The sequence below is a fragment of the Pseudomonas sp. AKS31 genome (assembly GCF_023634765.1).
GTDB lineage: Bacteria > Pseudomonadota > Gammaproteobacteria > Pseudomonadales > Pseudomonadaceae > Aquipseudomonas.
The window spans coordinates 1-25465 of the sequence record NZ_JAMLFX010000023.1; the positions used below are offsets into that span (position 1 = coordinate 1).

The following is a 25465-nucleotide window of genomic DNA, read 5'->3' on the forward strand; positions in this document are numbered from 1 at the left end:
TCCCCGGTCTCAAACGTAAAGGATGTACCCGGTCTTTACCCACCCCAGCCCTCTCCCGGAGGGAGAGGGGGTCGACCGAGGTGTCTTGCGTCAGACATCGACCTGAAAGACCGAGTCGATTATGGATTGATTGCTGCGGTATATAGGGTCGTGAAATTTGGTTCGATCATGGATTCCCAACTGAGCTGTCAAGTCGGTGAACCTCTCCAATATCCCCCAATCAGTCCCCTCTCCCCCTGGGAGAGGGCTAGGGTGAGGGCAATTCCAGCGCCATGAGCCGCCCTTCAATAAACCGCCGCTCCGGCTCTTGTCGGGTCAACTCCAAAGCGCGCACATACGCCGCTCTCGCCTCCTCCACCCTGCCCAACTGCCGACAAAACTCCGCCCGCGCCGAGTGCGCCAAGTGGTAATCCTGCAACTCGCCGCGCGCCAAAATCCCCTCAATCAGATTCAATCCGTTCAGTGCCCCGTCGCGCTTGGCAACCGCCACCGCGCGGTTCAACTCAATCACCGGGGAAGGTACCGCGCGCAACAGCACGTCATACAAACCGACGATCTGCGCCCAATCCGTCTCCCCCGCCGTCGGCGCCTCGGCATGCACCGCGGCAATCGCCGCTTGCAAACAATACGGCCCGAAGCGCCGCGTGGTCAGCGCACGCTCAACCAGCGCGCAACCTTCGGCTATCAACTCGCGATCCCAGAGTGATCGATCCTGATCATCCAGCAGCACCAGTTCACCGTCCGGCGATGTCCGCGCCGGACGTCGCGATTCGTGCAACAGCATCATCGCCAGCAGCCCCATCACCTCCGGCTCCGGCAGCAACTCCATCAAAAGCCGCCCCAGCCGTATCGCCTCGCGGGTCAGATCTTCACGGATCAACTCAGCCCCTCCCGACGCCGAGTACCCTTCGTTGAACACCAGATAAATCACCCGCAACACGCTGTCGAGGCGCTCGGGCAATTCGCTCAGGCTTGGTACTTGATAGGGGATTTTCGCGTCACGGATCTTGGCTTTGGCGCGCACGATGCGCTGGGCAATCGCCGCCGGCGCGCAGAGAAAGGCGCGGGCGATTTCCTCGGTGGTCAGGTCGCAGACTTCGCGCAAGGTCAGCGGCACTTGCGCATCCGCCGCCAGCGCCGGGTGGCAACAGGTGAAGATCAGCCGCAGACGATCGTCTTCCACGTCTTCGCCACTCCAGTCGGCCTGCTCCAGTTCTTCCAGTTGCGCCAGCAACAGCGGCTGCGAGGCCTTGAACCGCGCACGACGGCGCAACACGTCAATCGCCTTGAAACGCCCGGTGGACACCAGCCAGGTGCGCGGGTTGTCCGGCACGCCGTCGCGCTGCCAGCGCTCGACCGCGACGAAGAACGCCTCGTGCAAGGCCTCTTCGGCGAGGTCGAAATCACCCAGCAAGCGAATCAGCGTCGCCAGGATCCGCCGCGACTCTTCGCGGTAGACCTGCTCGACCCGCGCCTTGACCTCAGACATTCAATTGCCGCACCGGTCGTACTTCCACGCTGCCCACCCGCGCCGCCGGAATATTGCCGGCAACCTGAATCGCTTCGTTGAGATCCTTGGCGTCGATCAGGTAGAAACCGGCCAATTGCTCCTTGGTTTCGGCGAACGGGCCATCGGTGATCGACAGTTTGCCGTTGCGCATCCGTACGGTGGTGGCGGTCTGCACCGACTCCAGCGCTTCGGCGGCAACCATCCGCCCGCTGCCCTGAATCGACTCGGCGTAGGCCCAGCACTCGGCGTCTTCCGGGCTGTCGGGTGATGAATGCAGCAGGCGTTCATCGCTGTAGACCAGGCATAAATACTTCATGGCGTTCTCCTGAAGCGGACGGATCAACTATGGCTGAAGATCAGGGCTGCACATCGAACAGGGTCGCGCCGCTCATCGGATCGAACGGCGCCGACCAGTGTTCGTGGACGATTTTCCACGCCCCGCCGACCTGCCGATAGCAGGCGGTGACGCGCATCCAGCAGCTCTGGGTTTCGCCCTTGTCGTTGGTGCCGCCGCAGTTCGCCACCCAGTGGGCGAAGGCGATGTTGTCGGCGCTTTCGATGGCGATTTCATGGAACTCGAAAATGTGCGGGCCGGGGCACATTTCCATGCACTCGACCCAGTGTGCGCGGTAGGCGGTTTTGCCTTTGAATTGCAGGGCCTTGATCGCGTCGAAAGAGACGATGTCGTCGGCGTACAACGCCATGACTTTCTCGACGTTCTTGGTCATGACGGCTTCGCGGTAAGTGTTGATCAGGGTCTGGATCTCGGTTTGTGCGCTCATGGTGTTCTCCGTGTTTTTTGTTGTGAAGACACCCTTAGTCGTCCGGCAAGCGGGCGGATCGACAGACGAAACAAAAAATTTCTGCAGAAGACAAAATCGCTAGAATCCGAGGCTCATCTTTGTAGGAAAAAGGAAATTCCCGTGTCAGCCCAACTCGTGCCGTACGACAGCCTGAACGCCTTGCAGCGTCAGCAAGTCGAGGCGATTGAAATCCATGCCGAGCAGATCAAGTTCTCCGGCGATATCCATGGCGCGTTGCACACGCTGCTGTCGAAACCCGGCCCCGGCGTGAAGGGTTTTGCGCTGCTGGCGGATGAAGTGCCCGTGGCGTTTCTGTTGCTCAAACGCCCGCCGGTGCTGCCGGACTGGGCCGATGAACACAGCGCCACCCTGCATGCGTTGCAGGTCGATCGCCGCGCCCAGGGCAAGGGTTACGGCAAGGCTTGCCTGCAAGCACTCCCCGAAGTTGCACGTCAGGCGTGGCCTGAGATCAAGGGGCTGGAATTGTCGGTGGACGCGGACAACGACGCAGCCATCGCGCTGTACGCCAAACACGGCTATGTCGACAGCGGTGAGGCGTACAAGGGCCGGATCGGTTACGAGCGGCGCATGGGCCTGTTTTTCTAAGTCATCGAGGGATGCAACGATGATCGATTCAATCGAAGCGCTGGAAGCGATTTACGGACGGCCGCACGAGCGGGCCGTGCGTAAGCAGATCGGTTTTCTCAACGAGGATTATCAGGCGATGGTGCGCCTGTCGCCGCTGGTGATCGTCAGCTCGGTGGGCGCCGATGGCCTGGATAATTCGCCGCGCGGTGACAAAGCAGGGTTTGTGCGGATCATTGACGAACGTACGCTGGCGTTGCCCGATCGCCCGGGCAACAACCGCATCGATACCTTGCGCAATGTGCTGCAGGATTCGCGGGTGTCGCTGCTGTTCATCATTCCGGGGATTGGTGAGACGTTGCGGGTCAATGGCACGGCGGTGATTAGTGCTGAGCCTGAGCTGTTGGAAAGCTTTGCGGTGAATGGCAAACCGGCGAAAACGGTGTTGCTGGTGACAGTGGAAGCGGCGTTCTTTCATTGTTCGAAAGCGTTTGTGCGTTCCGATGCCTGGAACCCGGAAACCCACCTGCCGCGCTCGGCCCTGCCCTCTGCCGGCGCCTTCCACAAACGTTTGAACGACGGTCAGTTCGACGCCGAGGCCTACGACCGGGAAGCGCCGAAGCGGGTAAGCGACAGCCTCTACTGACAGAACACAATCCCCTGTAGGAGCTGCCGAAGGCTGCGATCTTTTGACCTTGCTGTTAAAAAATCAAGATCAAAAGATCGCAGCCTTCGGCAGCTCCTACAGTGGAGATCGGGTTGGCCTCAGAGCGTAAGGATCATCTCGTGCCACGCCATGCCGCCGTGATCCGACTCCGAAGGTTTGATGTAGGCAAAACCAAACCCGGCGTACAGCGCAATGTGTTTTTCTTTGCACATCAGGTGAATCGTCGCTTTGTCCATCCCGCGCATACGCTCGATGAACTCACCCATCAAGCGCTTGGCCAGGCCCTGCCCCTGATAATCCGGGTGCACCACCACCGACATGATCACCACGTTCGGTCCTTGCGGGTCGTGGCCGATCAGTTCCTTGAACGCCTCGTCCGACATCTGCACATCAAACGCCGCGCCAGAATTGACGAAACCTGCCACCACGCCATCCACCTCAGCGACGATAAAACCCTCGGGCCAGGTGGCAATACGCGTGGCGATCTTCTCGCGGGTGGCCGCTTCGTCGCCTTCGTAGGCAACGGTTTCGATGGCGTAGCAGCGGTCCAAGTCGGCGGCGGTGACGTTGCGGATGAGGGTGTTCATGGCGGCTCGGAAATCAGCAGAAGAAAGTACCGAAAGCATAAAGGAATAAGGTCTGCATATCGATGTGCAGGGGCGGCGTAAAGCCTGCGTATAAGCGCTTTTCTTCGGGCGTTTGTCGGGCTATTTCTCAGGCGTGTCTCTGATCAACCTTGGGGGAAACCGCTTATGAGCAGCGTTGAAATCGGCCTGTTGATGGTGTTGGGCATCAGTACGTTCGGCTTTATCACTCTGGGTATCGATCTGTTGCGGGCGCGACGTAAACAGCGTTGAAAGCATGAGGCGGATCAGTGATCCGCCTCATGGTGTTGGGCTCAAACCTTGGTATCGACCGGCACGCAGATTTCCAGTTTGCCGGTGTGCAACCGCGGATTGAAATCGGCGCTGTAACGCTCCAGTTCCGGGGCGTTGAGTTCCACGTAGTGCGAGGTCGGCAGCCAGGTCTTGTAGATGTATTGCAGGGTTTGCGGCAGTTGTTCGAGCGGTCCCTTGTGCTCGAACACTGCGTATTGCCGAGGCAGCACTTCGACCCACTGGTAGACCTTCTGGTCGAGGTCATCGAGCTTGTCGATTTCCACCCCGGCGATGTAATCGAAGCCGCCCTTGCCGTCGAAATTGCTGCAGACTCCGTAAGTCACTTCGTTCTTTTGCCCTGGGATCTTTCCCAAGTGCGGCAAGAACTTTTCCCACAGCGCCGGGATGTCTTTGGCGGTGTCTTGGGTAAATCGACCGCGAAAACCTGCAATCAGCAGGAAGTGTCCATGTTCGAAGCGAGGCTCAGCCACTTCGACGCGTTTTTGCTCATCCATGACTCGACTCCTGGAACAAAAAAGGGGGTTCGGCTGGGAGTATAGAAAGCCCGATCCAATTCGCACGGTTACAGCGCGTGCAACTGCTCGACGGCGCCTGAACCGACAAATTCGTTGTAGCCAGATACGATCACGTAAACCGCGAAATAGCAGAAGATCGCTGCAGATGCCAGGTAGGAATAGCGCAACAGCTTGTCACCGAGGAGTTTGCCGCCATGGCTCGCGGCGAAGCACAAACCGGCCGACCACAGCAGTCCGGCGCAGAGAAAACCACCGAGGAACAGCGCCGAACTCAAAGGACCACCGCCACCGGAACGGGCAATCAAGGTGCCGCCCACCGCAGCGAACCAGAGGATCGCGCTCGGCGACGACATGGCGAGAAAAATCCCCCGGAAGAACTCTTTGCGATGGGAGTTCTGCCCCACTTCCGCCGTCGCCGCCAACTGCGCCTCGTGGTGAATCGCCGAATAGATCATCTTCGCCGCAAAGTAGATCAGCAGCGCCGAACCGCCGATCCACAGCACCCAGCGCACGGTTTCGTATTGCAGCAAAACGGTCATCCCGGCCAGCGCCAGCACCGCGTAAATCAGGTCGCCGACGCAGGTGCCAAGGCCCAGAGCGAAACCCTGAAAGTAACCGCGCTGCATCGCCAGGGTGATCATGGCGATGTTGGCCACGCCGATATCCAGGCACAGCGAAAGGCTCAGCAAGAAGCCGCTGGTGAATTCCATTAACCATTTTCCTTCGGAAAAAAATGTTTACAAACGGGCTGGACAGTATGCCATCAGCGCCCTTATCTTCCGCCACAGGTCACCGCAGTGACCAGCGTCGCTCGGACGGTTCCGGGCGCTTACGTTATCCGAGGCAACAATGGCCGAACAAGGTTCGCCGCGCCGCTTTGCGCGCATAGATCGACTCCCCCCTTACGTTTTCAACATCACCGCCGAGCTGAAGATGGCCGCCAGGCGTCGTGGTGAAGACATCATCGACTTGAGCATGGGCAACCCCGATGGCGCCACGCCGCCGCACATTGTCGAAAAACTCGTACAAGTCGCCCAACGCGAAGACACCCACGGTTACTCGACGTCCAAGGGCATTCCGCGCCTGCGCCGGGCGATTTCCAATTGGTACAAGGATCGCTACGCGGTCGATATCGACCCGGAAAGCGAAGCCATTGTCACTATCGGTTCCAAGGAAGGCCTGGCGCATTTGATGCTGGCCACCCTGGACCAGGGCGACACCGTGCTGGTGCCGAACCCGAGCTATCCGATTCACATCTACGGCGCGGTGATTGCCGGTGCCCAAGTGCGTTCGGTGCCGCTGGTGCCGGGCGTGGACTTCTTCGACGAACTGGAACGGGCCATTCGTGGCTCGATCCCGAAGCCGAAGATGATGATCCTCGGCTTCCCGTCCAACCCGACCGCGCAGTGCGTGGAACTGGATTTCTTCGAACGAGTGATCGCCCTCGCCAAGCAGTACGACGTATTGGTGATTCACGACCTGGCGTACGCTGACATTGTCTACGACGGCTGGAAAGCCCCGTCGATCATGCAGGTGCCGGGGGCCAAGGACATCGCGGTGGAGTTTTTCACCCTGTCCAAGAGCTACAACATGGCCGGCTGGCGCATCGGTTTCATGGTCGGTAACCCGGAACTGGTCAACGCGCTGGCGCGGATCAAGAGTTACCACGACTACGGCACCTTCACCCCGCTGCAAGTGGCGGCGATTGCCGCGCTGGAAGGCGATCAGCAGTGCGTGCGCGACATCGCCGAGCAGTACCGCCAGCGCCGCAACGTGCTGGTCAAAGGCCTGCATGAGCTGGGCTGGATGGTCGAGAATCCGAAGGCGTCGATGTATGTCTGGGCGAAGATTCCCGAGGCGTATGCACATCTGGGCTCGCTGGAATTCGCCAAGAAACTGCTGGCCGAGGCCAAGGTGTGCGTCTCGCCGGGGGTTGGCTTTGGTGAGTATGGCGACGACCATGTGCGCTTTGCGCTGATTGAAAACCAGGACCGGATTCGTCAGGCAGTGCGCGGAATTCGCGGGATGTTCCGGGCGGATGGCTTAGTTACGAAGTAACTGACACACCTCTGATCGTTCCCACGCAGAGCGTGGGAACGATCACCCACAAAAAAACCGCATCGCTGCGGTTTTTTTGTGTCTGCGTGAAGCCGCTTAAACGAACAGCGACAACAGCAGGATAAAGCCCAGCGCGACGATGGAGAGGATGGTTTCCATCGCCGTCCAGGTCTTGAACGTCTCGGCCACGGTCATGTTGAAGTACTGCTTCACCAGCCAGAAACCGGCGTCGTTCACGTGGGACAGAATCAACGAACCGGCACCGGTGGCCAACACCAACAGCTCACGGTTGACGCCCGGGATCATCCCCACCACTGGCACGACAATGCCCGCGCCGGTAATGGTCGCCACAGTCGCCGAACCGGTCGCAATCCGAATCACCGCCGCCACCAGCCACGCCAGCAGGATCGGCGAGATCTGCGCGCTGACCGCCATGTGGCCGATCACGTCGCCCACACCGCTGGTCACCAGCATCTGCTTGAAGCCACCACCGGCGCCGATGATCAGGATGATCGCGGCGGTTGGCGCCAGGCTCGCGTCGAGCCACTTGAGCATTTGCTGGGAACCGATGCCCTGCTTGTGCCCGAAGGTGTACAGCGACAGCAGCAACGCCAGCAGCAGGGCCGAGATCGGGTGGCCGATCATGTCCATCCAGGTGCGGAAGAAGTGACCGTCCGGCAGCGCCACGTCAGCGAAGGTTTTCAGCAGCATCAGGAACACCGGCAACAGCACGGTGATCAGGGTGATGGTGAAGCTCGGCAGCTTCGCCGAGTCGTCGTTTTCGCGGGCCAGTTGATCGACCAGCTCCTGATTCGGGTGACCCGGAATGTGCTTGGCGATGAAGGTACCGAAGATCGGACCGGCAATAATTGCGGTCGGCAGCGCAACGATCAGACCGTAAAGGATGGTCTTGCCGATGTCGGCACCGAACACGCCGATCGCCAGCAGCGGACCCGGGTGCGGTGGCACCAGACCGTGCACGGCGGACAGACCGGCGAGCAGCGGGATACCGATCTTGATGATCGACACGCCGGTGCGACGGGCAACGATGAACACCAACGGAATCAGCAGGACAAAGCCAATTTCGAAGAACAGCGGGATGCCGACAAGGAACGCAGCGAACATCATTGCCCACTGGACTTTGTCTTTACCGAACGCACGAATCAGGGTCTGGGCGATCTGATCGGCGCCGCCGGATTCGGCCATCATTTTGCCGAGCATGGTGCCCAACGCGAGGATGATGCCGACAAAACCGAGCACGCCACCGAAGCCGTCCTGGAACGCTTTGATGATGGTGCCGATCGGCATGCCCGACGTCAGGCCGAGGAACGCGGCGGCGATGGTCAGGGAAATGAACGGGTGAATCTTGAATTTGGTGATCAGGATAATCAGGCCGATTACCGTGACCACTGCATCGAGCAGCAGGTAGGCGTCGTGGGACATGCCAAACATTGGGGGTGTCTCCTGGATTGTTGTTGTTATTAAAACGGGTTAAACAGAAGTCGGGGGGACAGCGCTATCTCTTTCAACACACTCATACCGCCTGTTTCAGACCATGGGCCTGCCACCAGACGTGAGCCTGGGACGCCAGTTCTTCAACGCTGTGGATCGAAGCATTCAACGCCAACGTCAGCGGCTCGCCCTTCGGCGATTCGAGGGTGGCGAACTGGCTTTCGATCAACGTCGCCGGCATGAAGTGGCCCGGACGATGGGACACACGCTCAGCGGCGACTTCAGGGGTCAATTCAAGAAACACGAAGCCCAGGCCCGGCAAGGCGCTGCGCAACACTTCGCGATAACTGTGTTTAAGGGCCGAGCAGGTCAGCACCGGGCGTTCGCCCAGCGCGTCGACGCGACGCAGTTCATCGCACAGGCTGTCGAGCCAGCCGGCACGGTCGTCGTCGTTCAGGGGGATCCCCGCGCTCATCTTTTCGATGTTCGCGGCCGGATGGAAAGTATCGCCTTCAATGGCAGTGGCGCCGCTCAATTGGCACAGGGCCTCGCTGACGCACGTCTTGCCGCAACCGGCAACGCCCATGATGACCAGGGCGGTGATGGGATGACTCATATAACACCTCAGCGCGCAGACAGCGCTACCTTTGCTAGCTATGACTCTAGTGCACAGGCAGAAGTTGCCGACGCCTTCTTGTCGTTTTTTTGGGTTGCAGCAGGTTTGTTCCCAACGCCAAAAAGCGAAGATCAGGCAGGACCTCGCTTACGCATTTACAGCTGCATCAGGACAGCGCTACCTTAGTGCCTTGATTTTTGTTTGGCAAGCCGCCCGATGACCTCCCCTAAAAACGATAAAAACACGCGTACCACCGGCCGTCCCACCCTCAATGAAGTTGCCCGCCTGGCCGGTGTCAGCCCGATTACCGCCTCCCGCGCCTTGCGCGGTGTCAGCACCGTGGCCACAGACCTTGTGGAAAAAGTGCAGAAAGCTGCGCTCGAACTCAACTACGTGGTCAACCCTGCCGCCCGCGCTTTAGCCTCGGCGCAAAGCCATTCGGTCGTCGTATTAGTGCCTTCGCTGTCCAACCTTTTGTTCATCGATACGCTGGAAGCCATTCATCGGGTGCTCACGCCCAAAGGCTTCGAAGTGCTGATCGGCAACTTCCACTATTCACGCGATGAAGAAGAAAACCTGTTGCGCAATTACATGGCCTATCAGCCACGCGGGTTGCTGTTGACCGGGTTTGATCGCACGGAAAGTTCGCGGCGGATGATCGAGGCGAGCAACATTCCCTGCGTGTACATGATGGAACTGGACAGCGCCGCCGGGGTGAATTGCGTGGGATTCTCGCAACTCAGTGCCGGCGAAACAGCGGCCGAGCATTTGCTCTCTCGCGGGCGCAAGCGCCTGGCTTATATTGGCGCGCAGCTCGATCAGCGAACCTTGTTGCGCGGTGAAGGCTTTCGCAAAGCGTTGCAAAAGGCTGGGCGTTACGACCCGGATCTGGAAGTACTGACGCCTCGTTCTTCATCGGTGGGCTTGGGCGGGGAGTTGTTTTTGCAATTGCTCGCGGCGCATCCGGACGTTGATGCGATCTTCTTTGGTAACGACGATTTGGCGCAGGGTGCGTTGCTGGAGGCGCTGCGCAACGGCATCAAGATTCCTGAGCAGGTAGCGATTCTGGGTTTCAACGACTTGCCGATGTCCGAGCACATGGTGCCGCGCCTGAGCAGCATCAACACCCCGCGCGAAGCGATTGGCCGGCGCGCGGCGGAGCAGATGCTGACGTTGATGGCGGGTAACAGCGTGGCGCGTCCGGTTGAAGATATGGGCTTTGAACTGAAGATCCGCGAAAGCACCTGAAACTGTCGCAATCCCCTGTAGGAGCTGCCGAAGGCTGCGATCTTTTGATTTTGCTCTTAAAAACAAGATCAAAAGATCGCAGCCTTCGGCAGCTCCTACAGTTTTATGTGGTGCTCACAAATGCTGAGTTGAAACACAATCCCTGTGGGAGCGAGCCTGCTCGCGATAGCGGTGTGTCAGGCGACGCATGTGTTGAATGACACACCGCTATCGCGAGCAGGCTCACTCCTACAGGGGTTTTGTGTTGGGCTCAATGGCTGAGCAGGTCAACGAGGGCATGCGCGCCTTTCTGCAGTGGCTGGCTCTTGAGCCACACCGCGTGCACCGGCATCACCAGACCGTTTTCGATGTTGCGAAAATTCAGGCGTTTCAGCCGTCCGCTGTCCAGTCGCGGCTGCACCACCGACAGCGGAAAGTTACCCCAACCCAATCCCGCCTCGACCATTTCCATCGCCGTCTCAAGGCTGTCCGTGCGCCAGTACGACTCCGCCACCAAAGGCCGCGTTTCACTGATCGGCAAGTCGCGACTGGCGACGATGATCTGCCTTACGTGCACCAAGTCTTCGAGAAACAGATCCTGCCCCTGCAACAGCGGACTGTCCGCCGCCAGCGTGGCGATCATCCGTTCGCTGCCGACAAACTGAAAACGCTCCAGTACATTCATGCTCAGCCCAGCGAACGCCAGGCACACGCTGACGCGGCCGCTGTGCAGCATCGCCAGCACGTCGTCTTGCGGCGCGGTCAGCACTTCGATATCGAGCAGCGGATGGCGCTCGGCGATCACTTTGATCGCGGCCAGCAAACGGCGGCGATCGATGTCGGCGACCACGCCAATCGACAACTTGCTCTCCAGCCCCAGCGACAATTCAACGGCATGCACTTGCAGTTGCTTGAGCTGCTCGGCGATCAGCCGCGCGTGTGGCACCAGCGACAGCGCCATTGCCGTGGGCTGCGGTTCACGGTGGCTGCGGTCGAACAGCAAATAACCGAGTTCGGCCTCAAGGTTGCCAATACTCATGCTGACAGCGGAAGGCACTCGACCCAACGCCCGCGCCGCCGCCGAAAACGAGCCGCGTTCAATCACGGCAAGAAACAGCTCGATGCTGTCGCTGTTGAAATTCACCTTGTACACCTATCAATAGAACTGAAAGTAGCTGACTTTTTCTGTCAGCCCTATTGAAGCTATCTTTCGCCGTCTTCGCCAGTCCCGCTGGCCAACAAACGGCAAGAAAGAGGCAAATCCCCATGCAAGGCGTCAAACGCAAACTGGTCTATGTGTCGCTCTACGAAGTGATCGGCATGACCTTCTCCGCCCTCGGTCTGGCACTGCTGTCCGGCACGTCGCCAGGCAGCACCGGGCCATTGGCGGTGATCATCACCACCATTGCCGTGACCTGGAACTTCATTTACACCTCGTTGTTCGAGCACTGGGAAAGTCGGCAGGTGTCGCGCACGCGCACGGTGAAACGACGCATCGCCCACGCCGTCGGCTTTCAACTGACGCTGATCGTGTTTCTGATTCCGTTGATTGCGTGGTGGATGAACATCAGTCTGGTGCAGGCGTTTCTACTGGATCTGGCGCTGATCATTTTCATCCCGTGCTACACGTTCGCCTTCAACTGGTTGTTCGACCGGATCTTCGGCTTGCCAGCCTCAGCACTTGCCGATTCGGCGGCTGCGGCATAAATCGTTAATTGGTAAGCAGATATTGCAAGAAAACAGCGGTTTATCCGGTCAAACCGCCGATATTCACAATCCGCCAACTCCGATAGCAGGCTAAGCTTTTCCATCAATAAAAAATGGATCCGCCCATGACTGCACACGCCCCCGCCGCCGCGCACAGCGACGGCATCGACCCGATACGCGCCGCTCAGGTGTCCGCCCGCATCGATCGCCTTCCCGCAGTTGCGACGATCTGGCGGCTGGTGGCGCTGTTGTCGATTGGTGGATTTTTCGAACTCTATGACCTGTTCCAGACTGCTTACATCAGCCCCGGGCTGATCCGCGACGGCCTCTTTGCCACCGGCAATCAGGGTGTGTTCGGTTTCTCCGATCAAGCGGCGTTTGCCTCGGCGACCTTCCTCGGCCTGTTCCTCGGCGCCAGCCTGCTCAGCCCGTTGGCCGATCGCTTCGGCCGCCGCGCGATCTTCACTTTCGCGCTGGTCTGGTACACGGTGGCGACGGTGTTGATGGGGGTTCAGAGTTCGGCGCTGGGCATCATCTGCATGCGTTTTCTGGTGGGCATCGGCCTCGGTATCGAGCTGGTGACCATCGACGCCTACCTCTCGGAACTGGTGCCCAAACGCATGCGCAGCTCGGCGTTTGCCTTCGCGTTTTTCGTGCAGTTCCTCTCGGTGCCGGCGGTGGCATTGATGTCGTGGTGGCTGGTGCCGCAAGCGCCGTTCGGCGTGTCCGGCTGGCGCTGGGTGGTGTTGGCCAGCGCGGTGTTTGCGCTGTTTATCTGGTGGCTGCGCAAGCGTCTGCCGGAGTCGCCGCGCTGGCTCGCGCAGCATGGCCGCTTTGATGAAGCCAACCAGATTCTCGACACTATCGAGGCCCGTTGTGAGAAGGATCACGGTAGACCACTGGACGCCCCGGAAGCCGTTCCGGTCGATGTCGAAGGCAAGGGCCGTTTCGCTGATATCTGGCAGCCACCGTATCGCCGTCGCGCATTGATGCTGATCGTCTTTCACATTTTCCAGGCGATCGGGTTCTTCGGCTTTGGCAACTGGTTGCCGGCGCTGCTGTCCGGTCAAGGCGTCAGCGTCACCCACAGTTTGATGTACGCCTTCATCATCACCCTCGCCTACCCGCTCGGGCCGCTGCTGTTCGTGAAGTTCGCCAATCGATTTGAAAACAAATGGCAGATCGTCGGCTCGGCCCTCGGCGCCATGACCTTCGGCACCTTGTTCGCCCTGCAGACCAGCGCATTCGGGCTGATCTTCTGCGGGGTGATGATCACCTTCTGCAACGCCTGGCTAAGCTTCAGTTATCACTCGTACCAGAGCGAACTGTTCCCGACCAATATCCGCGCCCGCGCCGTGGGTTTCTGCTATTCGTTCAGCCGCTTGTCGACGGTGTTCAGCAGCCTGCTGATCGGCCTGTTTCTCGACAATTTCGGTACGCCGGGGGTATTGGCGTTTATCGTCAGCAGCATGCTGATCGTGATGTTGACCATCGGCTGGTTCGGTCCGCGCACACGCAATCTGGCGCTGGAGAACATTGCCCATCGCTGACGGGGACACGGTCATCCTCTGCCGCTTATCGGCAAGGGATGACCGCTCGCCCATCCACGCAGAATGCCAACCAACTGATATAAAAAGATTTTTTACACAGGCACGGTAATTGCTGCGAGACCCGAGTCTGCAATTACCTACAGGTCCATTCATCATGTTGGTCAGTGCCAAACACCAGCCAATCATTCACCTGCCCAAAGCGCTGAATGACGATGCCACCACCACGGCTGCCGCCGGTCTGCAAGGTGGCCTGCACGGCGCCATGCTGCAAACCCTGCAAAACCAGACCCAGGCGCAAACCGCCGAAGCCACTGCCAAAGTGCAGGACTCGGCCACGCAGATCGCCACCCAGCAAGTCAGCGAAGCCACGCGTATCAGCGACAATGTCGACGAAGCCTTCGCCAAGACCCGCGTCAACCTGCAAGCCACTGATGCCACCACGGCTTCGGCAAAATCTGCCACCGACGACTTCAAGGATTACATGAGCAAGACGCCGGAGCAGCGTCTGCGCGACAGTATCCTGCAGTCCATGGGGCTGACCGAGGACGACATCAAAGCCATGCCGCCGGAGAAACAACTGGCAATCGGCAAGGAGATCGCCGAGCGCTTGCAAGACAAGATTAAGTTGGCGCAGGCGGAAAAAGACAACGATGTGAAGGACAGCGACAAACAGGCGGGCAAGTTTCTCGCTGCGCTCTGAGACCACGGACTCCTAGCTACCGCACGGTATCCCTGTAGGAGCTGCCGAAGGCTGCGATCTTTTGATCTTGCTTCCAACAACGAATCAAAAGATCGCAGCCTCGTTCCACTCGACAGCTCCTACAGGCCACTTTGTGGAATCAGTTCAGTTGCAGGGTTTCATTGAACTGGCTGATCGCATCCACCACATGCCGCGATCCCTGCTGAATCTCCAGAATCACCTCCCCCGCCTCATTCGCCAGCTCAACCCCGAGCCCGGTACGGCTCAGGCTCGACTGCATGCTCGACACCGCACTCAGCGACAGGTCATGGTTCTTGCGCACTACTTCGACAATCTCTAGCGTCGCCTGACTGGTCCGCGCCGCGAGGCTGCGCACTTCATCCGCTACCACGGCAAAACCGCGCCCATGTTCACCGGCCCGCGCCGCTTCGATGGCGGCATTGAGCGCCAGCAGGTTGGTCTGATCGGCAATGCCGCGAATGGTCTGGACGATGGTGCCGATGATGTCCGACTGTTTGCTCACGGCATCGATGCTGGCGGCGGCTTCGTTGAGGTCGCGAGAAATGTCCTGGATGATCTGCACGGTCTGCTGCACGACCTGTGAGCCTTTTTGCGCGCAGGCGTCGTTTTGTACCGAGGTGCTGTGGGCCGATTCGGCAGCGTTCTGCAGCGTGGTCATCTGATGGGTGATGTCGCTGGCGAACTTGACCACTTTGTACAAGCGGCCCTTGGCGTCGAACAACGGGTTGTACGAGGCTTCGAGGTAAACCATCTGCCCCGACTTGTTCTTGCGCTCGAAACGATGGGAGTGATATTCGCCGCGGTTGAGCGAGGCCCAGAATGCCTTGTATTGCGCGGACTCGGCTTCGGCACGATGGCAGAACAGGCTGTGGTGATGGCCGACGATTTCGTTGAGCGAGTACTGCATGGTCTTGAGGAAGTTGTCGTTGGCGGCGATGACATTGCCTTGCGGGGTGAACTCGATCACCGCCATCGAGCGACTGATGGCCGCCAGCATGCTTTCCTCTTCGTTTTCCTTATTGACCCGAGCGGTGATGTCGGCTGCAACTTTGATCACACTCTGGACTTGCTTGTCCGGGCCATACACCGGCATGTAACTGGCTTCGAGCCAGACTTCCCTGCCCGCCTTGTTCAAGCGCAGAAAAGTGCCGCTGATCGGCTCACCGCGAGCCAGATCACGCCACAGTTTTGCGTACTCTTCGCTGCGATAAAAAACCTCTTCACAAAACACCCGATGGTGTTTGCCGCGCACTTCATCGGCGCTGTAACCCATGGTCTTGCAGAAGTTTTCATTGGCATCCAGAACGATGCCTTCAGGGGTGAACTCGATCATTGCCATTGAACGGCTGATCGCGGCCAACTTGGCATTGGCCTCGGTCAAGGCGCAGCTGAAACGCTCGATTTCCTGCAGGTCAGCCTTGTGATGTAGGTTGAACATGGTTGTATCACCTTCCGCGCGGACTTTTGATTTGATGAAAGTTCAGTTCTTTCAAGATCCACCACTACGTTCCACAGAACAGGCACACGCATTCCTCCACGGGAGGAAGTTGTCAGGTGATAAATGATGATCAATCGGAGCGTCCATGCAGCAACGCTCTAATCAAGACATCCTTCTCTTGATAGCCCGCACGCGGGCCAGCCCTAACGCGTAGAAGAACTTCCATGTAAGCGACGCTCCTTGTTGGTTCAGTGTCGGTGCCTTGGGTTGCGCACTCTGGCAGCATGAATTCACGGACCAACGATGTGTGTCCGGCATGTTTTGACATGACGGTCGACATAGTTAGTTAGAAGAAGCATAGCCAGCGCGAAGCCTTGCGCAAGGCCACTAGTCGGCCAGTATCTGGCACTTTTTGCACAAAAATCGGTTCAGCGCGGGGAGAAATGTTGTCGGAGCGGACGCTTTCGCGAGCAAGCTCGCTCCCACAGGGGAGCGGGTGTGTTTGGCAAGTCCTACCACGCAAGCCAGGGCAAGTCGTGGTGCTAAAGATGAAAATTCAGGCTCAGCAACAGCCAGGTCGGCCACTCTTCTGTGCAACGACGCGGTGCAATCTTGCAGATTATTTTCGGGTGCAGGCAGGAGCCCGAGAACCGGGCTCCGGAAGGCGTGATCAATGACCGAAGATGTCGACTTTCTTGGCTTTCTTCTCCGCGCGCTTTTCAATCGCGGTCTTGGCCGGTTTCTTCTTCGCGGCTTTCTTTGAATCCATACCTTTGGACATGATGCGTACTCCACTCACAGGGGATGTGAGGTCAGGTATACACCTATCCAGAGCCGTGCGTTCTTTTATAATCGCGCTTTTGACGCCGACAGTCCGATCCCATGCCCGACACCCAATACAGCCTGCTCGACGAGTCGTTATGGCCGTTGATGAACAAGTTTTACCGCAGCCACCAGTCCTCGATGAAAGCGGTTCGCGAGGCACAGTTATGGGTGGCGCGGCGCGGAGAGATTGTGGGCGCGTTGTGCTTGCGGCCAGTGTCCGGCGGGCATTGGTTGACCGGGTTGTTCGTTGATCCGGGGTGTCGTGAACAGGGCATTGCCGCAAAGCTGATTGCAGCGGCGGTGCAGGATGTGAGCGAGCCGGTATGGCTGTTCTGTCATCCGGATTTGCGCGAGTTTTATGAGCGACGCGGACTCACGTTCGACCCGGCGCTGCCCCAGGCGATGGCGGAGCGCTTGAGCCGGTATGCGCGGAGCAAGCCGATGATTGCGATGGAAAGGGTTCCCGCTCAATCCTGAAGGACATGCGAAAACCAATGTGGGAGCGAGCCTGCTCGCGAAAGCGGTGTGTCAGTCACAGAATCTGTCACTGATATTGCGCATTCGCGAGCAGGCTCGCTCCCACAGGGATATGTGCTGGGCACTGGATCAATCGTCGGCGGTTGGATCAAGATCCGGGAACATCACTTCGGTAAAACCGAACTTAGTGAAGTCGGTGATGCGCGACGGGTACAGCCGGCCGATCAGGTGATCGCATTCGTGCTGCACAACGCGGGCGTGGAAGCCCGAAGCAGTGCGCACAATCGGCTCGCCCTTCGGATCAAACCCTTCATAGCGAATCTGCTGATAACGCTCCACCGCGCCACGCAAACCCGGCACCGACAGACAGCCTTCAAAGCCCTCCTCCATCAACGGACTCAGCGGTGTGATCAGCGGATTGATCAGGATTGTCTGCGGCACCGCTTCAGCGTCCGGGTAACGTTCGCTGTGTTCGAAACCAAAGATCACCAGTTGCAGATCGACACCGATCTGCGGCGCGGCCAGGCCAACGCCACCGACGCTTTCCATGGTCTGGAACATGTCGTCGATCAGTTGCCACAGCTCAGGGCTGTCGAACATCTCGGCCGGCACTGGCGGGGCGATGCGCAGCAGGCGCTCGTCGCCCATTTTCAGAATTTCACGGATCATGATCAGACTTCGTCAGTGTCCGGCTTGAGCGAATGATCGCGACCCAGGCCCGAGACGTGTTGTTTGGGATGTTCATCGAGTTCGCCGGGGACTTTCTCACCCGAGTCCTTGCCCTCGCTGGACATGTGTTCGATCACCGCATTCATCTCGGCGCCGAGCAACAGCACCGCCGCGGAAATGTAGAAGTACAGCAACAGCACGATGATCGCCCCGATGCTGCCATACATCGCGTTGTAGTTGGCGAAGGTTTTCACGTAAAAGGCGAAGCCCAACGAGGCGATGATCCATACCACCACAGCCAGTACCGAGCCGGGTGTGATGAAACGGAATTCCTGTTTGACGTCCGGCATGACGTAGTAGATCAGTGCCACGGCGACCATCATCAGAATCACGATCACTGGCCAGCGCGCGATGGTCCACACGGTGACGATGAAGTCTTCCAGCCCCACCTGCGCGGCGATCCAGCCCATCACCTGCGGCCCGAGCACCATCAGCGCGGCGGCCACCAGCAGCATGCCGGCAATGCCGACGGTGTAGACAATCGACAGCGGAAAACGCTTCCAGATCGGCCGGCCTTCGACCACGTCATACGCGGCGTTCATCGCGCTCATCATCAAGCGTACGCCCGCGGAGGCGGTGTACAGGGCGATAACGATACCGACGGAAAGCAGGCCACCCTTGGACTGCTGTAACTGGTCGATCACCGGGTTGACCTGCTCCAGCGCCTGCGGTGGCAGGACCAGTTCCGATTGCAGGCGCAGCCAGGAGAAGAAGTCCGGCAGGTGCAGGAAACCGATCAGGGCGATCAGGAACAGGATGAACGGGAACAGCGAGAACAGCATCTGGTAGGCCAGTGCCGAGGCGTAGGTCGACATCTCGTCGTCGACGAATTCAGTGACCGTGCGCACCATCACCCGGTGCAGGGGCAGACCTTTCATGTCCGGAAATATCATTCGCGTCTCCTTTCGCCGCAATACAGGTTGAAGTCGTGGCGACTCAGGGGCCGTTTTTTACATCACGGTAGCCTGTTTGGCGAACCCCGTCGGGTCGCTGCAGGCTTTTGACACAAAAACGGCCATCCTTGGATGGCCGTTCGTGTCTTTCGTTCAAGGCTGAATTACGCCTTGTCGACGCCTTTTTTGATAGCGTCCTTGGCTTTACCGACCGCTTGCTGGGCCTCGCCTTTTTTCTCTTGGATCTTGCCTTCGGCTTGCAGCTTGCTGTTGTCGGTGGCTTTACCGACGCCTTGCTTGACGTTGCCGACCGCTTCGTTGGCCATGCCTTTTACTTTATCGCCAGTGCTACTCATGGTGTTTCTCCTTGATGCATTAAAGGGGAAAAGTCAGTACGTAATGATTGACTGGCCGGGTTTGCGCCAAGTTTCATTTATTTTCGGCGGCTCATTTCGTCGTGGCGTGCAGGTTGGGCTTTATGTTTGCGTGCGTTGCCCGGAGAATGCGCACCTATGGGCGTTGTGCGCCAATGAACCGATCCTCGCAGGAATGTTATGAAACTCGATAAAACGCAGGCCATCGCCCGACGCAACAAGGAACTGGGCGGTGCCGTGCTCGGCACCAACAACTGCCACTTCGCCGAACTGAACCGCAACCGCAACATCTGGTGGTTCGACCTGCCGGTGTCGCGTCTGGCCGTGGGTCAGTACGAGTGGATTCACTTGCTGATGCACACGCCGGCCACCGACGAACTGCTGCACCTGAAAGTGCCGACGGTGTTCCTGCGTGAAAAGCTTGAAGGTCTGGTGATTCGCAACGAAGGCAAGCGTAAAGCGGCATTGAGCCTGGAATTGAGTGCGGACAAGGATTCGTATCTGCAGGACATGCGCCCGGCGGGCACTAACGTGAATTTCGCGCCGTTCCGTCAATAGCCCTCACCCTAACCCTCTCCCAGAGGGAGAGGGGACTGACCGAGGTGTTTGGGCAAGGTACACCGACCTGAAATATCGAGTCGAACTCAGGTTCTGAACAGCATGAAGATCTGCTCCCTTTCCCCCTCTCCCATTGGGAGAGGGCTGGGGTGAGGGGCTGGTTTAACCGAACAACAGATATCTCAAACCCTGCGGCCCCAACAAAAAGCCCCGCATCTGCGGGGCTTCGTGTTTAGGCGGCGGACTTGGCCTTGATCTTCTTCAGCTCTTCATCCCGCAACTCGCGGCGCAGGATCTTGCCGACGTTGGTGGTCGGCAGCGCATCGCGGAACTCCACCGAACGCGGCACCTTGTAGCCAGTGACGTTGGCGCGCATATGCTCCATCACCTGCTCTTTGGTCAGGGTCACGCCCGGTTTGGCGACGATGAAAATCTTGATCGCCTCACCCGATTTCTCGTCCGGCACGCCGATGGCCGCGCACTGCAACACACCCGGCAGGGTCGCCAGCACGTCTTCCAGTTCGTTCGGGTAGACGTTGAAACCGGAGACCAGAATCATGTCTTTCTTGCGATCGACAATACGCATGTAACCGTCCGGCTGGATCAGCGCGATGTCACCGGTTTTCAGCCAGCCTTCGCTGTCGAGCATTTCATCGGTGGCTTCCTGACGCTGCCAGTAGCCCTTCATCACTTGCGGGCCCTTGACGCACAGCTCGCCGATTTCACCCAGCGGCTGCTCGACACCAGCATCGTCGATGACTTTGCACAGGGTCGAAGGCACTGGAATACCGATGGTGCCGATCTGGATGTTCTGGATCGGGTTGACCGTGGCCACCGGGCTGGTTTCGGTCATGCCGTAACCTTCGCAGATGGCGCAACCGGTGACCGCTTTCCAGCGCTCGGCAGCAGCCAGTTGCAGGGCCATGCCGCCGGACAAGGTGACTTTCAGCGCCGAGAAGTCCAGCTTGCGGAAACCTTCGTTGTTGCACAGCGCGACGAACAGCGTGTTCAGGCCGACGAAACCGCTGAACTTCCACTTCGACAGTTCCTTGACCATCGCCGGCAGGTCGCGCGGGTTGCTGATCAGGATGTTGTGGTTGCCGATCAGCATCATCGCCATGCAATGAAAGGTGAACGCGTAGATGTGGTACAGCGGCAGCGGCGTGATCAGGATCTCGCAACCTTCATTGAGGTTGGAACCCATCAGCGCTTTGCACTGCAGCATGTTGGCGACGAGGTTACGATGGGTGAGCATCGCGCCCTTGGCTACGCCCGTGGTGCCGCCGGTGTATTGCAGCACCGCGACATCGCCGCTGTCCGGATTGGCTTCGGCCACCGGTTGGCCCTGGCCCTTGCTCAGCACGTCGTTGAACTTGACGGCTTTGGGCAGGTGATAAGCCGGCACCATCTTCTTCACGTACTTGATGACGCTGTTGATCAGCAGGCGCTTGATCGGCGGCAGCAGGTCGGCAACTTCAGTGACGATTACGTGTTTGACGCCGGTTTTCGGCACCACGGCTTCGGCCAGATGCGCCATGTTGGCCAGGCAAACAAGGGCTTTGGCGCCGGAGTCGTTGAATTGGTGTTCCATTTCCCGCGCGGTGTACAGCGGGTTGGTGTTGACCACGATCAGCCCGGCGCGAATCGCACCGAAGACGGCCACCGGGTACTGCAGGACGTTGGGCAGTTGCACGGCGATTCGATCGCCAGGCTGCAAATCGGTATGCTGTTGCAGATACGCGGCAAACGCACCGGACAATTCGTACAACTCACCGTAGGTGATTGTCTTGCCCAGGTTGCTGAAAGCCGGTTTGTTGGCGAAGCGTTGGCAGGATTGCTTCAACACTGCCTGAATGTTCGGATACTCGTCCGGATTGATGTCGGCAGCAATTCCAGCCGGGTATTTATCCTTCCAAAAGTCTTCGATCATGGAAGCCCACTCCTCAGCAACGCGAATTCTTCACCGCATTTGATGCGATTATTATTGGTGTGTGTTTGGTATTGGTGAATCTGGCTTTTACAGAGGCCGAGAAGTCACAAAGCGCGCCGAGAGTAGCAGCTTTGCCAAGGGTCGACTAGAGCCAAAAGCGGCCCCTACAGTCATTATCATGACTCAAGACTAGCTAGCAGTCATTTTAGAGCAAAAATCCTAGAACAGCTTGAAAGCCCCGGTTTTCGGGGACTCAAAGCAAAAGATCGCAGCCTTCGGCAGCTTCTACTGGAAATGCATTCCAAGGTAGGCGCTGCCGAAGGCTGCGATCTTTGTGTTTTTGACCTTTAAGCGATATCGCGCAACTCGCGCCGCAGAATTTTCCCGACAGGCGTCATCGGCAATGACTCACGCAAGACGATGTGTTTCGGCACTTTGTACGCGGTGAAATTCTCTTTGCAGTAGGCCTTGAGTTCTTCGAGGCTGACCCCGCTTTCCCGCGCCACCACAAACAGCTTCACCGCCTCCCCCGAACGCTCGTCTGGCACGCCGATGACCGCGCAGTTGGCGACTTTCGGATGCGCCATCACCACGTCTTCGATTTCATTCGGGTACACGTTGAAACCGGAGACGATAATCATGTCTTTCTTGCGATCGACGATGCGCACAAACCCGTCCGGATCAATCACCGCAATGTCACCGGACTTGAACCAGCCCTCGGCATCCAGCACTTCGGCAGTGGCTTCGGGTTTGTGCCAGTAGCCCTTCATGATCTGCGGGCCTTTGATGCACAACTCGCCGCGCTCGCCCATCGGCTGCTCGACACCGTCATCGTTGATGACTTTGAGCAATGTACCCGGCACCGGCAAACCGACCGTGCCCAGCCGCGACTGGTCGCCGTACGGGTTGGTGCAGGCCACCGGTGAGGTTTCGGTGAGGCCGTAACCCTCGGTGATGCGGCAACCGGTGATCTGCTCCCAACGCTCGGCGGTGGCTTTGACCAGCGCAGTGCCGCCGGAGTTGGTGAGCTTCAGGCTGGAGAAATCGAGGGTCTTGAAATCCGGGTGATCCATCAGCGCCACGAACAAGGTGTTCAGGCCCAACAGCGCGGAGAAGCGCCAGTTCTTCAGCTCTTTGATGAAACCGGCAATGTCGCGGGGATTGGTGATCAGCACGTTGTGGTTGCCGGAAACCATCATGCACATGCAATTCGCGGTGAAAGCATAGATGTGATAAAGCGGCAGCGGCGCGATCATCACTTCCTGACCTTCGCGCAACAGCGGCTGGCCGTCCGGGCCGAGCTGCGCCAGGCAGGCGCGTACTTGCTGCATGTTCGCCACCAGATTGCCGTGGGTCAGCATCGCGCCTTTCGCCAGCCCGGTGGTGCCACCGGTGTATTGCAGCACGGCGATGTCGTCGAGGCTGACCTTCAGCGGCTTGATCCCCAGGCCACGGCCCATGCGCAGCGCACTCTTGAAGGAGATCGCCTGCGGCAACGAATACGCCGGGACCATTTTCTTCACTTTGCTGACTACGGTGTTGACCAGCCAGCCTTTGGCGGTGGGCATCAAGTCGCCCATCTTCGCTTCGATCAGGTATTGGATGTCGGTGTCAGCCAGCACTTCCTGGACCTTCTGGCCGAACATGTTCAGGTACACCAGTGCTCGTGCGCCGGAATCCTTGAATTGATGGCGCATCTCCCGCGCGGTGTACAGCGGGTTGGTATTGACCACGATCAGCCCGGCACGCAGTGCACCGAACACGGCAATCGGGTAATGCAGGACGTTGGGCATCTGCACGGCGATACGATCCCCCGGAACCAGATCGGTATGCACCTGCAGGTAACCGGCGAAGGCGGCGCTCTGGCGCTCGAGTTCGGCGTAGGTCAGGGTGATGCCCATATTGCTGAACGCCGGGCGATCAGCGAACTTCTTGCAGGAACGCTCGAACACCTCGATCACCGACTTGAACTCACCCATGTCGATGTCCAGCGGTACGCCGGCCGGGCGTTTGTCGTTCCAGAAATCAGGTTGCATTGTTCTTGTCCTCTTTACCTGAGCTGATCCGGGGCCGCTTTCTGTCATTTCTGAAAAAGCGGAGCTTCACGGACACTAGCAGCTATGGCCATTGAGGCAAATATGGACAAAGCCGTCATTGACCGTGTGAATCTTCCTGCCGTGGCGTGGGCTGATCAGACGCGCTATACAATGATCCGACTCTGAGCAAAGGAATCGCCATGATCCACGACACCTTATGGCTGGACGCGAGTGACCGCAGCCGCCTGTTCGTCAATCAATGGCTGCCGGCGGCGCCGTTGAAAGCGGTGATCCTGCTGGCCCATGGCATGGCGGAACACAGCGGCCGCTATGCGCGACTGGCCGACACGTTTTGCGACAAAGGATATGGCGTGTACGCGCCGGATTTACGCGGACATGGCAAAACCGCCAATCACGGCACCCTCGGCCACTTCGCCGATGACGACGGCTGGTGCAAAGTACTCGGCGATCTGGCCAGCCTCAATCAGCACATCGGTCAGCAGCACCCCGGCGTGCCGATCATCCTGCTGGGGCACAGCATGGGCAGCTACATCGCCCAGGGTTATTTGCTGCATCACAGCGCCAGCCTACACGGGGCGATTCTCAGTGGTTCCAACTTTCAGCCCGTTGCGCTGTACCGCGCTGCGCGGCAGATCGCTCGCCTGGAAAAACTGCGTCAGAGTGGCAAGGGACGCAGCGCGCTGATCGAGTGGCTGTCGTTCGGCTCGTTCAATAACAAATTCAAACCGGTGCGCACACGCTTCGACTGGCTGAGCCGCGATCCGGTGGAGGTCGACAAGTACGCTGCCGATCCGCTGTGCGGCTTTCGCTGCACCAATCAATTGTGGATCGACCTGCTCGGCGGCTTGCAGCAGATCAGCAAAGCGTCCAATCTCGCGCAGATCGATCCGGGCCTGCCGCTGCTGGTAATCGGCGGCGAATGTGATCCGGTGAGTGAAGGCAAGCGTCTGACAGATCTGGCCAATGCCTTGCGCACGGCCGGCAGCCAGCACCTGCAACTGAAGATCTACCCGCAGGCGCGGCACGAATTGTTCAACGAAACCAATCGCGACGAAGTGATCGCTGATGTGCTGGCCTGGATCGATCAGGCTTTGAGCCATCCGCGCCCTCAGCGCAGCGAATAATTTTTTGTGGATTCACTGAATCCGTCACAGGAATCGAGACCGATGACCCAGGTTACCAACATCCCTTACGAAGCCCTCGAAGTCGGCCAGACTGCCAGCTACAGCAAGACCGTCGAAGAGCGCGACATTCAGCTGTTCGCCGCGATGTCGGGCGACCACAACCCGGTGCACCTGGACGCCGAGTTTGCCGCTGCGAGCATGTTCAAGGAGCGTATCGCTCACGGTATGTTCAGTGGCGCGCTGATCAGTGCCGCTGTGGCCTGCGAGTTGCCTGGGCCGGGCACTATTTATATCGGTCAGCAGATGAGCTTTCAGAAGCCGGTGAAGATCGGTGACACGCTGACAGTGCGTCTGGAAATCCTCGAGAAGCTGCCGAAGTTTCGTGTGCGCATTGCCACGCGCGTGTTCAACCAGCGTGATGAGTTGGTGGTGGATGGCGAGGCGGAGATTCTGGCGCCGCGCAAGCAACAAACGGTGACGTTGCCGACACTGCCGGCGATTAGCATTGGCTGATTGATTGGTAGTGTGTCAGTGAGAGCTTTCCCCCTCACCCCAGCCCTCTCCCCCAGGGGCGAGGGGGAAAGGGAGCCGATCTCCGCTGATTTCAGATTTTGAGTTCGACTGAATATTTCAGGTCGATGTAGCTCGAAAGAACACCTCGGTCAGTCCCCTCTCCCTCCGGGAGAGGGCTAGGGTGGGTAAAGACCGGGTACATCCTTTACGTTTGAGACCGGGGACATGGTTTACAGG

26 protein-coding genes and 1 pseudogene are annotated in these 25465 nt (G+C 58.7%); 11 read left to right on the plus strand and 16 right to left on the minus strand.

All coding sequences use genetic code 11. The features are described 5' to 3' along the window. Window positions 1-247: 247 nt before the first annotated feature. Genes M9827_RS26935 through M9827_RS26945 form a run of 3 tightly spaced genes read right to left on the minus strand, consistent with a single transcriptional unit; the run spans window position 248 to window position 2292 of the window. Entirely contained in the window at window positions 248-1489 is a 1242-nt protein-coding gene (locus M9827_RS26935) for an RNA polymerase sigma factor (RefSeq protein WP_250608198.1), read from the minus strand. After that, window positions 1482-1826: a YciI family protein gene (locus M9827_RS26940; protein ID WP_008081988.1), complete on the minus strand. Its 345-nt coding sequence runs from the start codon at window positions 1824-1826 to the stop codon at window positions 1482-1484. Before M9827_RS26940 ends, M9827_RS26935 begins: the two co-directional genes overlap by 8 nt. A 40-nt stretch (window positions 1827-1866) precedes the next feature. Then, on the minus strand, window positions 1867-2292 hold the full coding sequence (locus M9827_RS26945) for a YybH family protein (protein WP_250608200.1): 426 nt from the start codon (window positions 2290-2292) through the stop codon (window positions 1867-1869). 141 nt (window positions 2293-2433) lie between these two features. On the opposite strand from M9827_RS26945, the gene M9827_RS26950 reads away from it, so the two are divergent. Together M9827_RS26950 and M9827_RS26955 are read left to right on the plus strand one after the other, a co-directional pair. Next, window positions 2434-2919: a GNAT family N-acetyltransferase gene (locus M9827_RS26950; protein WP_250608202.1), complete on the plus strand. Its 486-nt coding sequence runs from the start codon at window positions 2434-2436 to the stop codon at window positions 2917-2919. Between the two features lie 19 nt (window positions 2920-2938). Beyond that, window positions 2939-3544: a pyridoxamine 5'-phosphate oxidase family protein gene (locus M9827_RS26955; protein WP_250608204.1), complete on the plus strand. Its 606-nt coding sequence runs from the start codon at window positions 2939-2941 to the stop codon at window positions 3542-3544. 119 nt (window positions 3545-3663) lie between these two features. Here the strand turns inward: M9827_RS26955 and M9827_RS26960 are convergent, their stop codons facing one another. The 3 genes from M9827_RS26960 to M9827_RS26970 all read right to left on the minus strand — a co-directional run bounded on the left by M9827_RS26960 (window position 3664) and on the right by M9827_RS26970 (window position 5689). Then, the gene (locus M9827_RS26960) at window positions 3664-4152 is read right to left on the minus strand and encodes a GNAT family N-acetyltransferase (protein ID WP_123453514.1); all 489 of its coding nucleotides are present in this window, start codon (window positions 4150-4152) and stop codon (window positions 3664-3666) included. Between the two features lie 311 nt (window positions 4153-4463). Continuing rightward, the gene (locus tag M9827_RS26965; protein WP_250608205.1) at window positions 4464-4958 is read right to left on the minus strand and encodes a GyrI-like domain-containing protein; all 495 of its coding nucleotides are present in this window, start codon (window positions 4956-4958) and stop codon (window positions 4464-4466) included. Window positions 4959-5026: 68 nt separating this feature from the next. Continuing rightward, complete coding sequence (locus tag M9827_RS26970) at window positions 5027-5689, minus strand: LysE family translocator (RefSeq protein ID WP_093430442.1); 663 nt, start codon at window positions 5687-5689, stop codon at window positions 5027-5029. Between the two features lie 139 nt (window positions 5690-5828). On the opposite strand from M9827_RS26970, the gene alaC reads away from it, so the two are divergent. After that, window positions 5829-7037 carry an alanine transaminase gene (gene alaC, locus M9827_RS26975; protein WP_250608207.1) on the plus strand — a complete coding sequence of 403 codons (1209 nt, stop codon included), beginning with the start codon at window positions 5829-5831 and terminating at the stop codon, window positions 7035-7037. Between the two features lie 96 nt (window positions 7038-7133). Here alaC and M9827_RS26980 read toward each other — a convergent pair whose 3' ends face one another. After that, a complete protein-coding gene (locus M9827_RS26980) occupies window positions 7134-8489 on the minus strand; it encodes a GntP family permease (RefSeq protein WP_099756982.1) in 1356 nt (451 codons plus the stop codon). A gap of 82 nt (window positions 8490-8571) precedes the next feature. Beyond that, window positions 8572-9105, minus strand: coding sequence for a gluconokinase (locus tag M9827_RS26985; protein ID WP_250608208.1), 534 nt, complete (start codon window positions 9103-9105; stop codon window positions 8572-8574). Between the two features lie 216 nt (window positions 9106-9321). Here M9827_RS26985 and gntR point away from each other — a divergent pair, with 216 nt between their 5' ends. After that, on the plus strand, window positions 9322-10353 hold the full coding sequence (gntR, locus tag M9827_RS26990) for an HTH-type transcriptional regulator GntR (RefSeq protein WP_250608209.1): 1032 nt from the start codon (window positions 9322-9324) through the stop codon (window positions 10351-10353). A gap of 250 nt (window positions 10354-10603) precedes the next feature. Here gntR and M9827_RS26995 read toward each other — a convergent pair whose 3' ends face one another. Beyond that, window positions 10604-11476 (minus strand): LysR family transcriptional regulator, encoded by an 873-nt coding sequence (locus M9827_RS26995; protein ID WP_250608210.1) that lies wholly within the window; start codon window positions 11474-11476, stop codon window positions 10604-10606. Between the two features lie 122 nt (window positions 11477-11598). On the opposite strand from M9827_RS26995, the gene M9827_RS27000 reads away from it, so the two are divergent. The 3 genes from M9827_RS27000 to M9827_RS27010 all read left to right on the plus strand — a co-directional run bounded on the left by M9827_RS27000 (window position 11599) and on the right by M9827_RS27010 (window position 14289). After that, window positions 11599-12039 carry a PACE efflux transporter gene (locus M9827_RS27000; protein WP_250608211.1) on the plus strand — a complete coding sequence of 147 codons (441 nt, stop codon included), beginning with the start codon at window positions 11599-11601 and terminating at the stop codon, window positions 12037-12039. Window positions 12040-12164: 125 nt separating this feature from the next. Beyond that, window positions 12165-13589, plus strand: a complete 1425-nt coding sequence (locus M9827_RS27005) for an MFS transporter (protein ID WP_250608212.1) — start codon at window positions 12165-12167, stop codon at window positions 13587-13589. A 154-nt stretch (window positions 13590-13743) separates the two neighbouring features. Continuing rightward, complete coding sequence (locus tag M9827_RS27010) at window positions 13744-14289, plus strand: hypothetical protein (protein WP_250608214.1); 546 nt, start codon at window positions 13744-13746, stop codon at window positions 14287-14289. Window positions 14290-14428: 139 nt separating this feature from the next. On the opposite strand, the gene M9827_RS28115 is transcribed toward M9827_RS27010, so the two are convergent. Together M9827_RS28115 and M9827_RS28120 are read right to left on the minus strand one after the other, a co-directional pair. Then, window positions 14429-14968, minus strand: coding sequence for a methyl-accepting chemotaxis protein (locus M9827_RS28115; protein WP_225919999.1), 540 nt, complete (start codon window positions 14966-14968; stop codon window positions 14429-14431). 3 nt (window positions 14969-14971) lie between these two features. Further along, window positions 14972-15748: pseudogene (locus tag M9827_RS28120) on the minus strand (PAS domain-containing protein); the annotation flags it as partial. A gap of 882 nt (window positions 15749-16630) precedes the next feature. Between M9827_RS28120 and M9827_RS27025 the strand changes: the two are divergent. Next, window positions 16631-17050: a GNAT family N-acetyltransferase gene (locus M9827_RS27025; protein ID WP_250608216.1), complete on the plus strand. Its 420-nt coding sequence runs from the start codon at window positions 16631-16633 to the stop codon at window positions 17048-17050. 129 nt (window positions 17051-17179) lie between these two features. On the opposite strand, the gene def is transcribed toward M9827_RS27025, so the two are convergent. The 3 genes from def to M9827_RS27040 all read right to left on the minus strand — a co-directional run bounded on the left by def (window position 17180) and on the right by M9827_RS27040 (window position 19028). After that, entirely contained in the window at window positions 17180-17719 is a 540-nt protein-coding gene (def, locus tag M9827_RS27030) for a peptide deformylase (protein WP_250608218.1), read from the minus strand. Between the two features lie 2 nt (window positions 17720-17721). After that, on the minus strand, window positions 17722-18672 hold the full coding sequence (locus M9827_RS27035; protein WP_250608220.1) for a YihY/virulence factor BrkB family protein: 951 nt from the start codon (window positions 18670-18672) through the stop codon (window positions 17722-17724). 164 nt (window positions 18673-18836) lie between these two features. Next, window positions 18837-19028 carry a CsbD family protein gene (locus tag M9827_RS27040; protein WP_250608222.1) on the minus strand — a complete coding sequence of 64 codons (192 nt, stop codon included), beginning with the start codon at window positions 19026-19028 and terminating at the stop codon, window positions 18837-18839. A gap of 198 nt (window positions 19029-19226) precedes the next feature. Here M9827_RS27040 and M9827_RS27045 point away from each other — a divergent pair, with 198 nt between their 5' ends. Continuing rightward, window positions 19227-19604: a hypothetical protein gene (locus M9827_RS27045; protein ID WP_250608224.1), complete on the plus strand. Its 378-nt coding sequence runs from the start codon at window positions 19227-19229 to the stop codon at window positions 19602-19604. Between the two features lie 232 nt (window positions 19605-19836). Here the strand turns inward: M9827_RS27045 and fadD1 are convergent, their stop codons facing one another. Continuing rightward, entirely contained in the window at window positions 19837-21534 is a 1698-nt protein-coding gene (gene fadD1, locus M9827_RS27050; RefSeq protein ID WP_250608226.1) for a long-chain-fatty-acid--CoA ligase FadD1, read from the minus strand. A 347-nt stretch (window positions 21535-21881) separates the two neighbouring features. Next, window positions 21882-23570 carry a long-chain-fatty-acid--CoA ligase FadD2 gene (gene fadD2, locus M9827_RS27055; protein ID WP_250608228.1) on the minus strand — a complete coding sequence of 563 codons (1689 nt, stop codon included), beginning with the start codon at window positions 23568-23570 and terminating at the stop codon, window positions 21882-21884. 200 nt (window positions 23571-23770) lie between these two features. Between fadD2 and M9827_RS27060 the strand changes: the two genes are divergently transcribed. Together M9827_RS27060 and M9827_RS27065 are read left to right on the plus strand one after the other, a co-directional pair. After that, entirely contained in the window at window positions 23771-24715 is a 945-nt protein-coding gene (locus M9827_RS27060) for an alpha/beta hydrolase (protein WP_250608230.1), read from the plus strand. Window positions 24716-24757: 42 nt separating this feature from the next. Next, window positions 24758-25228, plus strand: a complete 471-nt coding sequence (locus M9827_RS27065) for a MaoC family dehydratase (RefSeq protein WP_003227420.1) — start codon at window positions 24758-24760, stop codon at window positions 25226-25228. Window positions 25229-25465 lie beyond the last annotated feature (237 nt).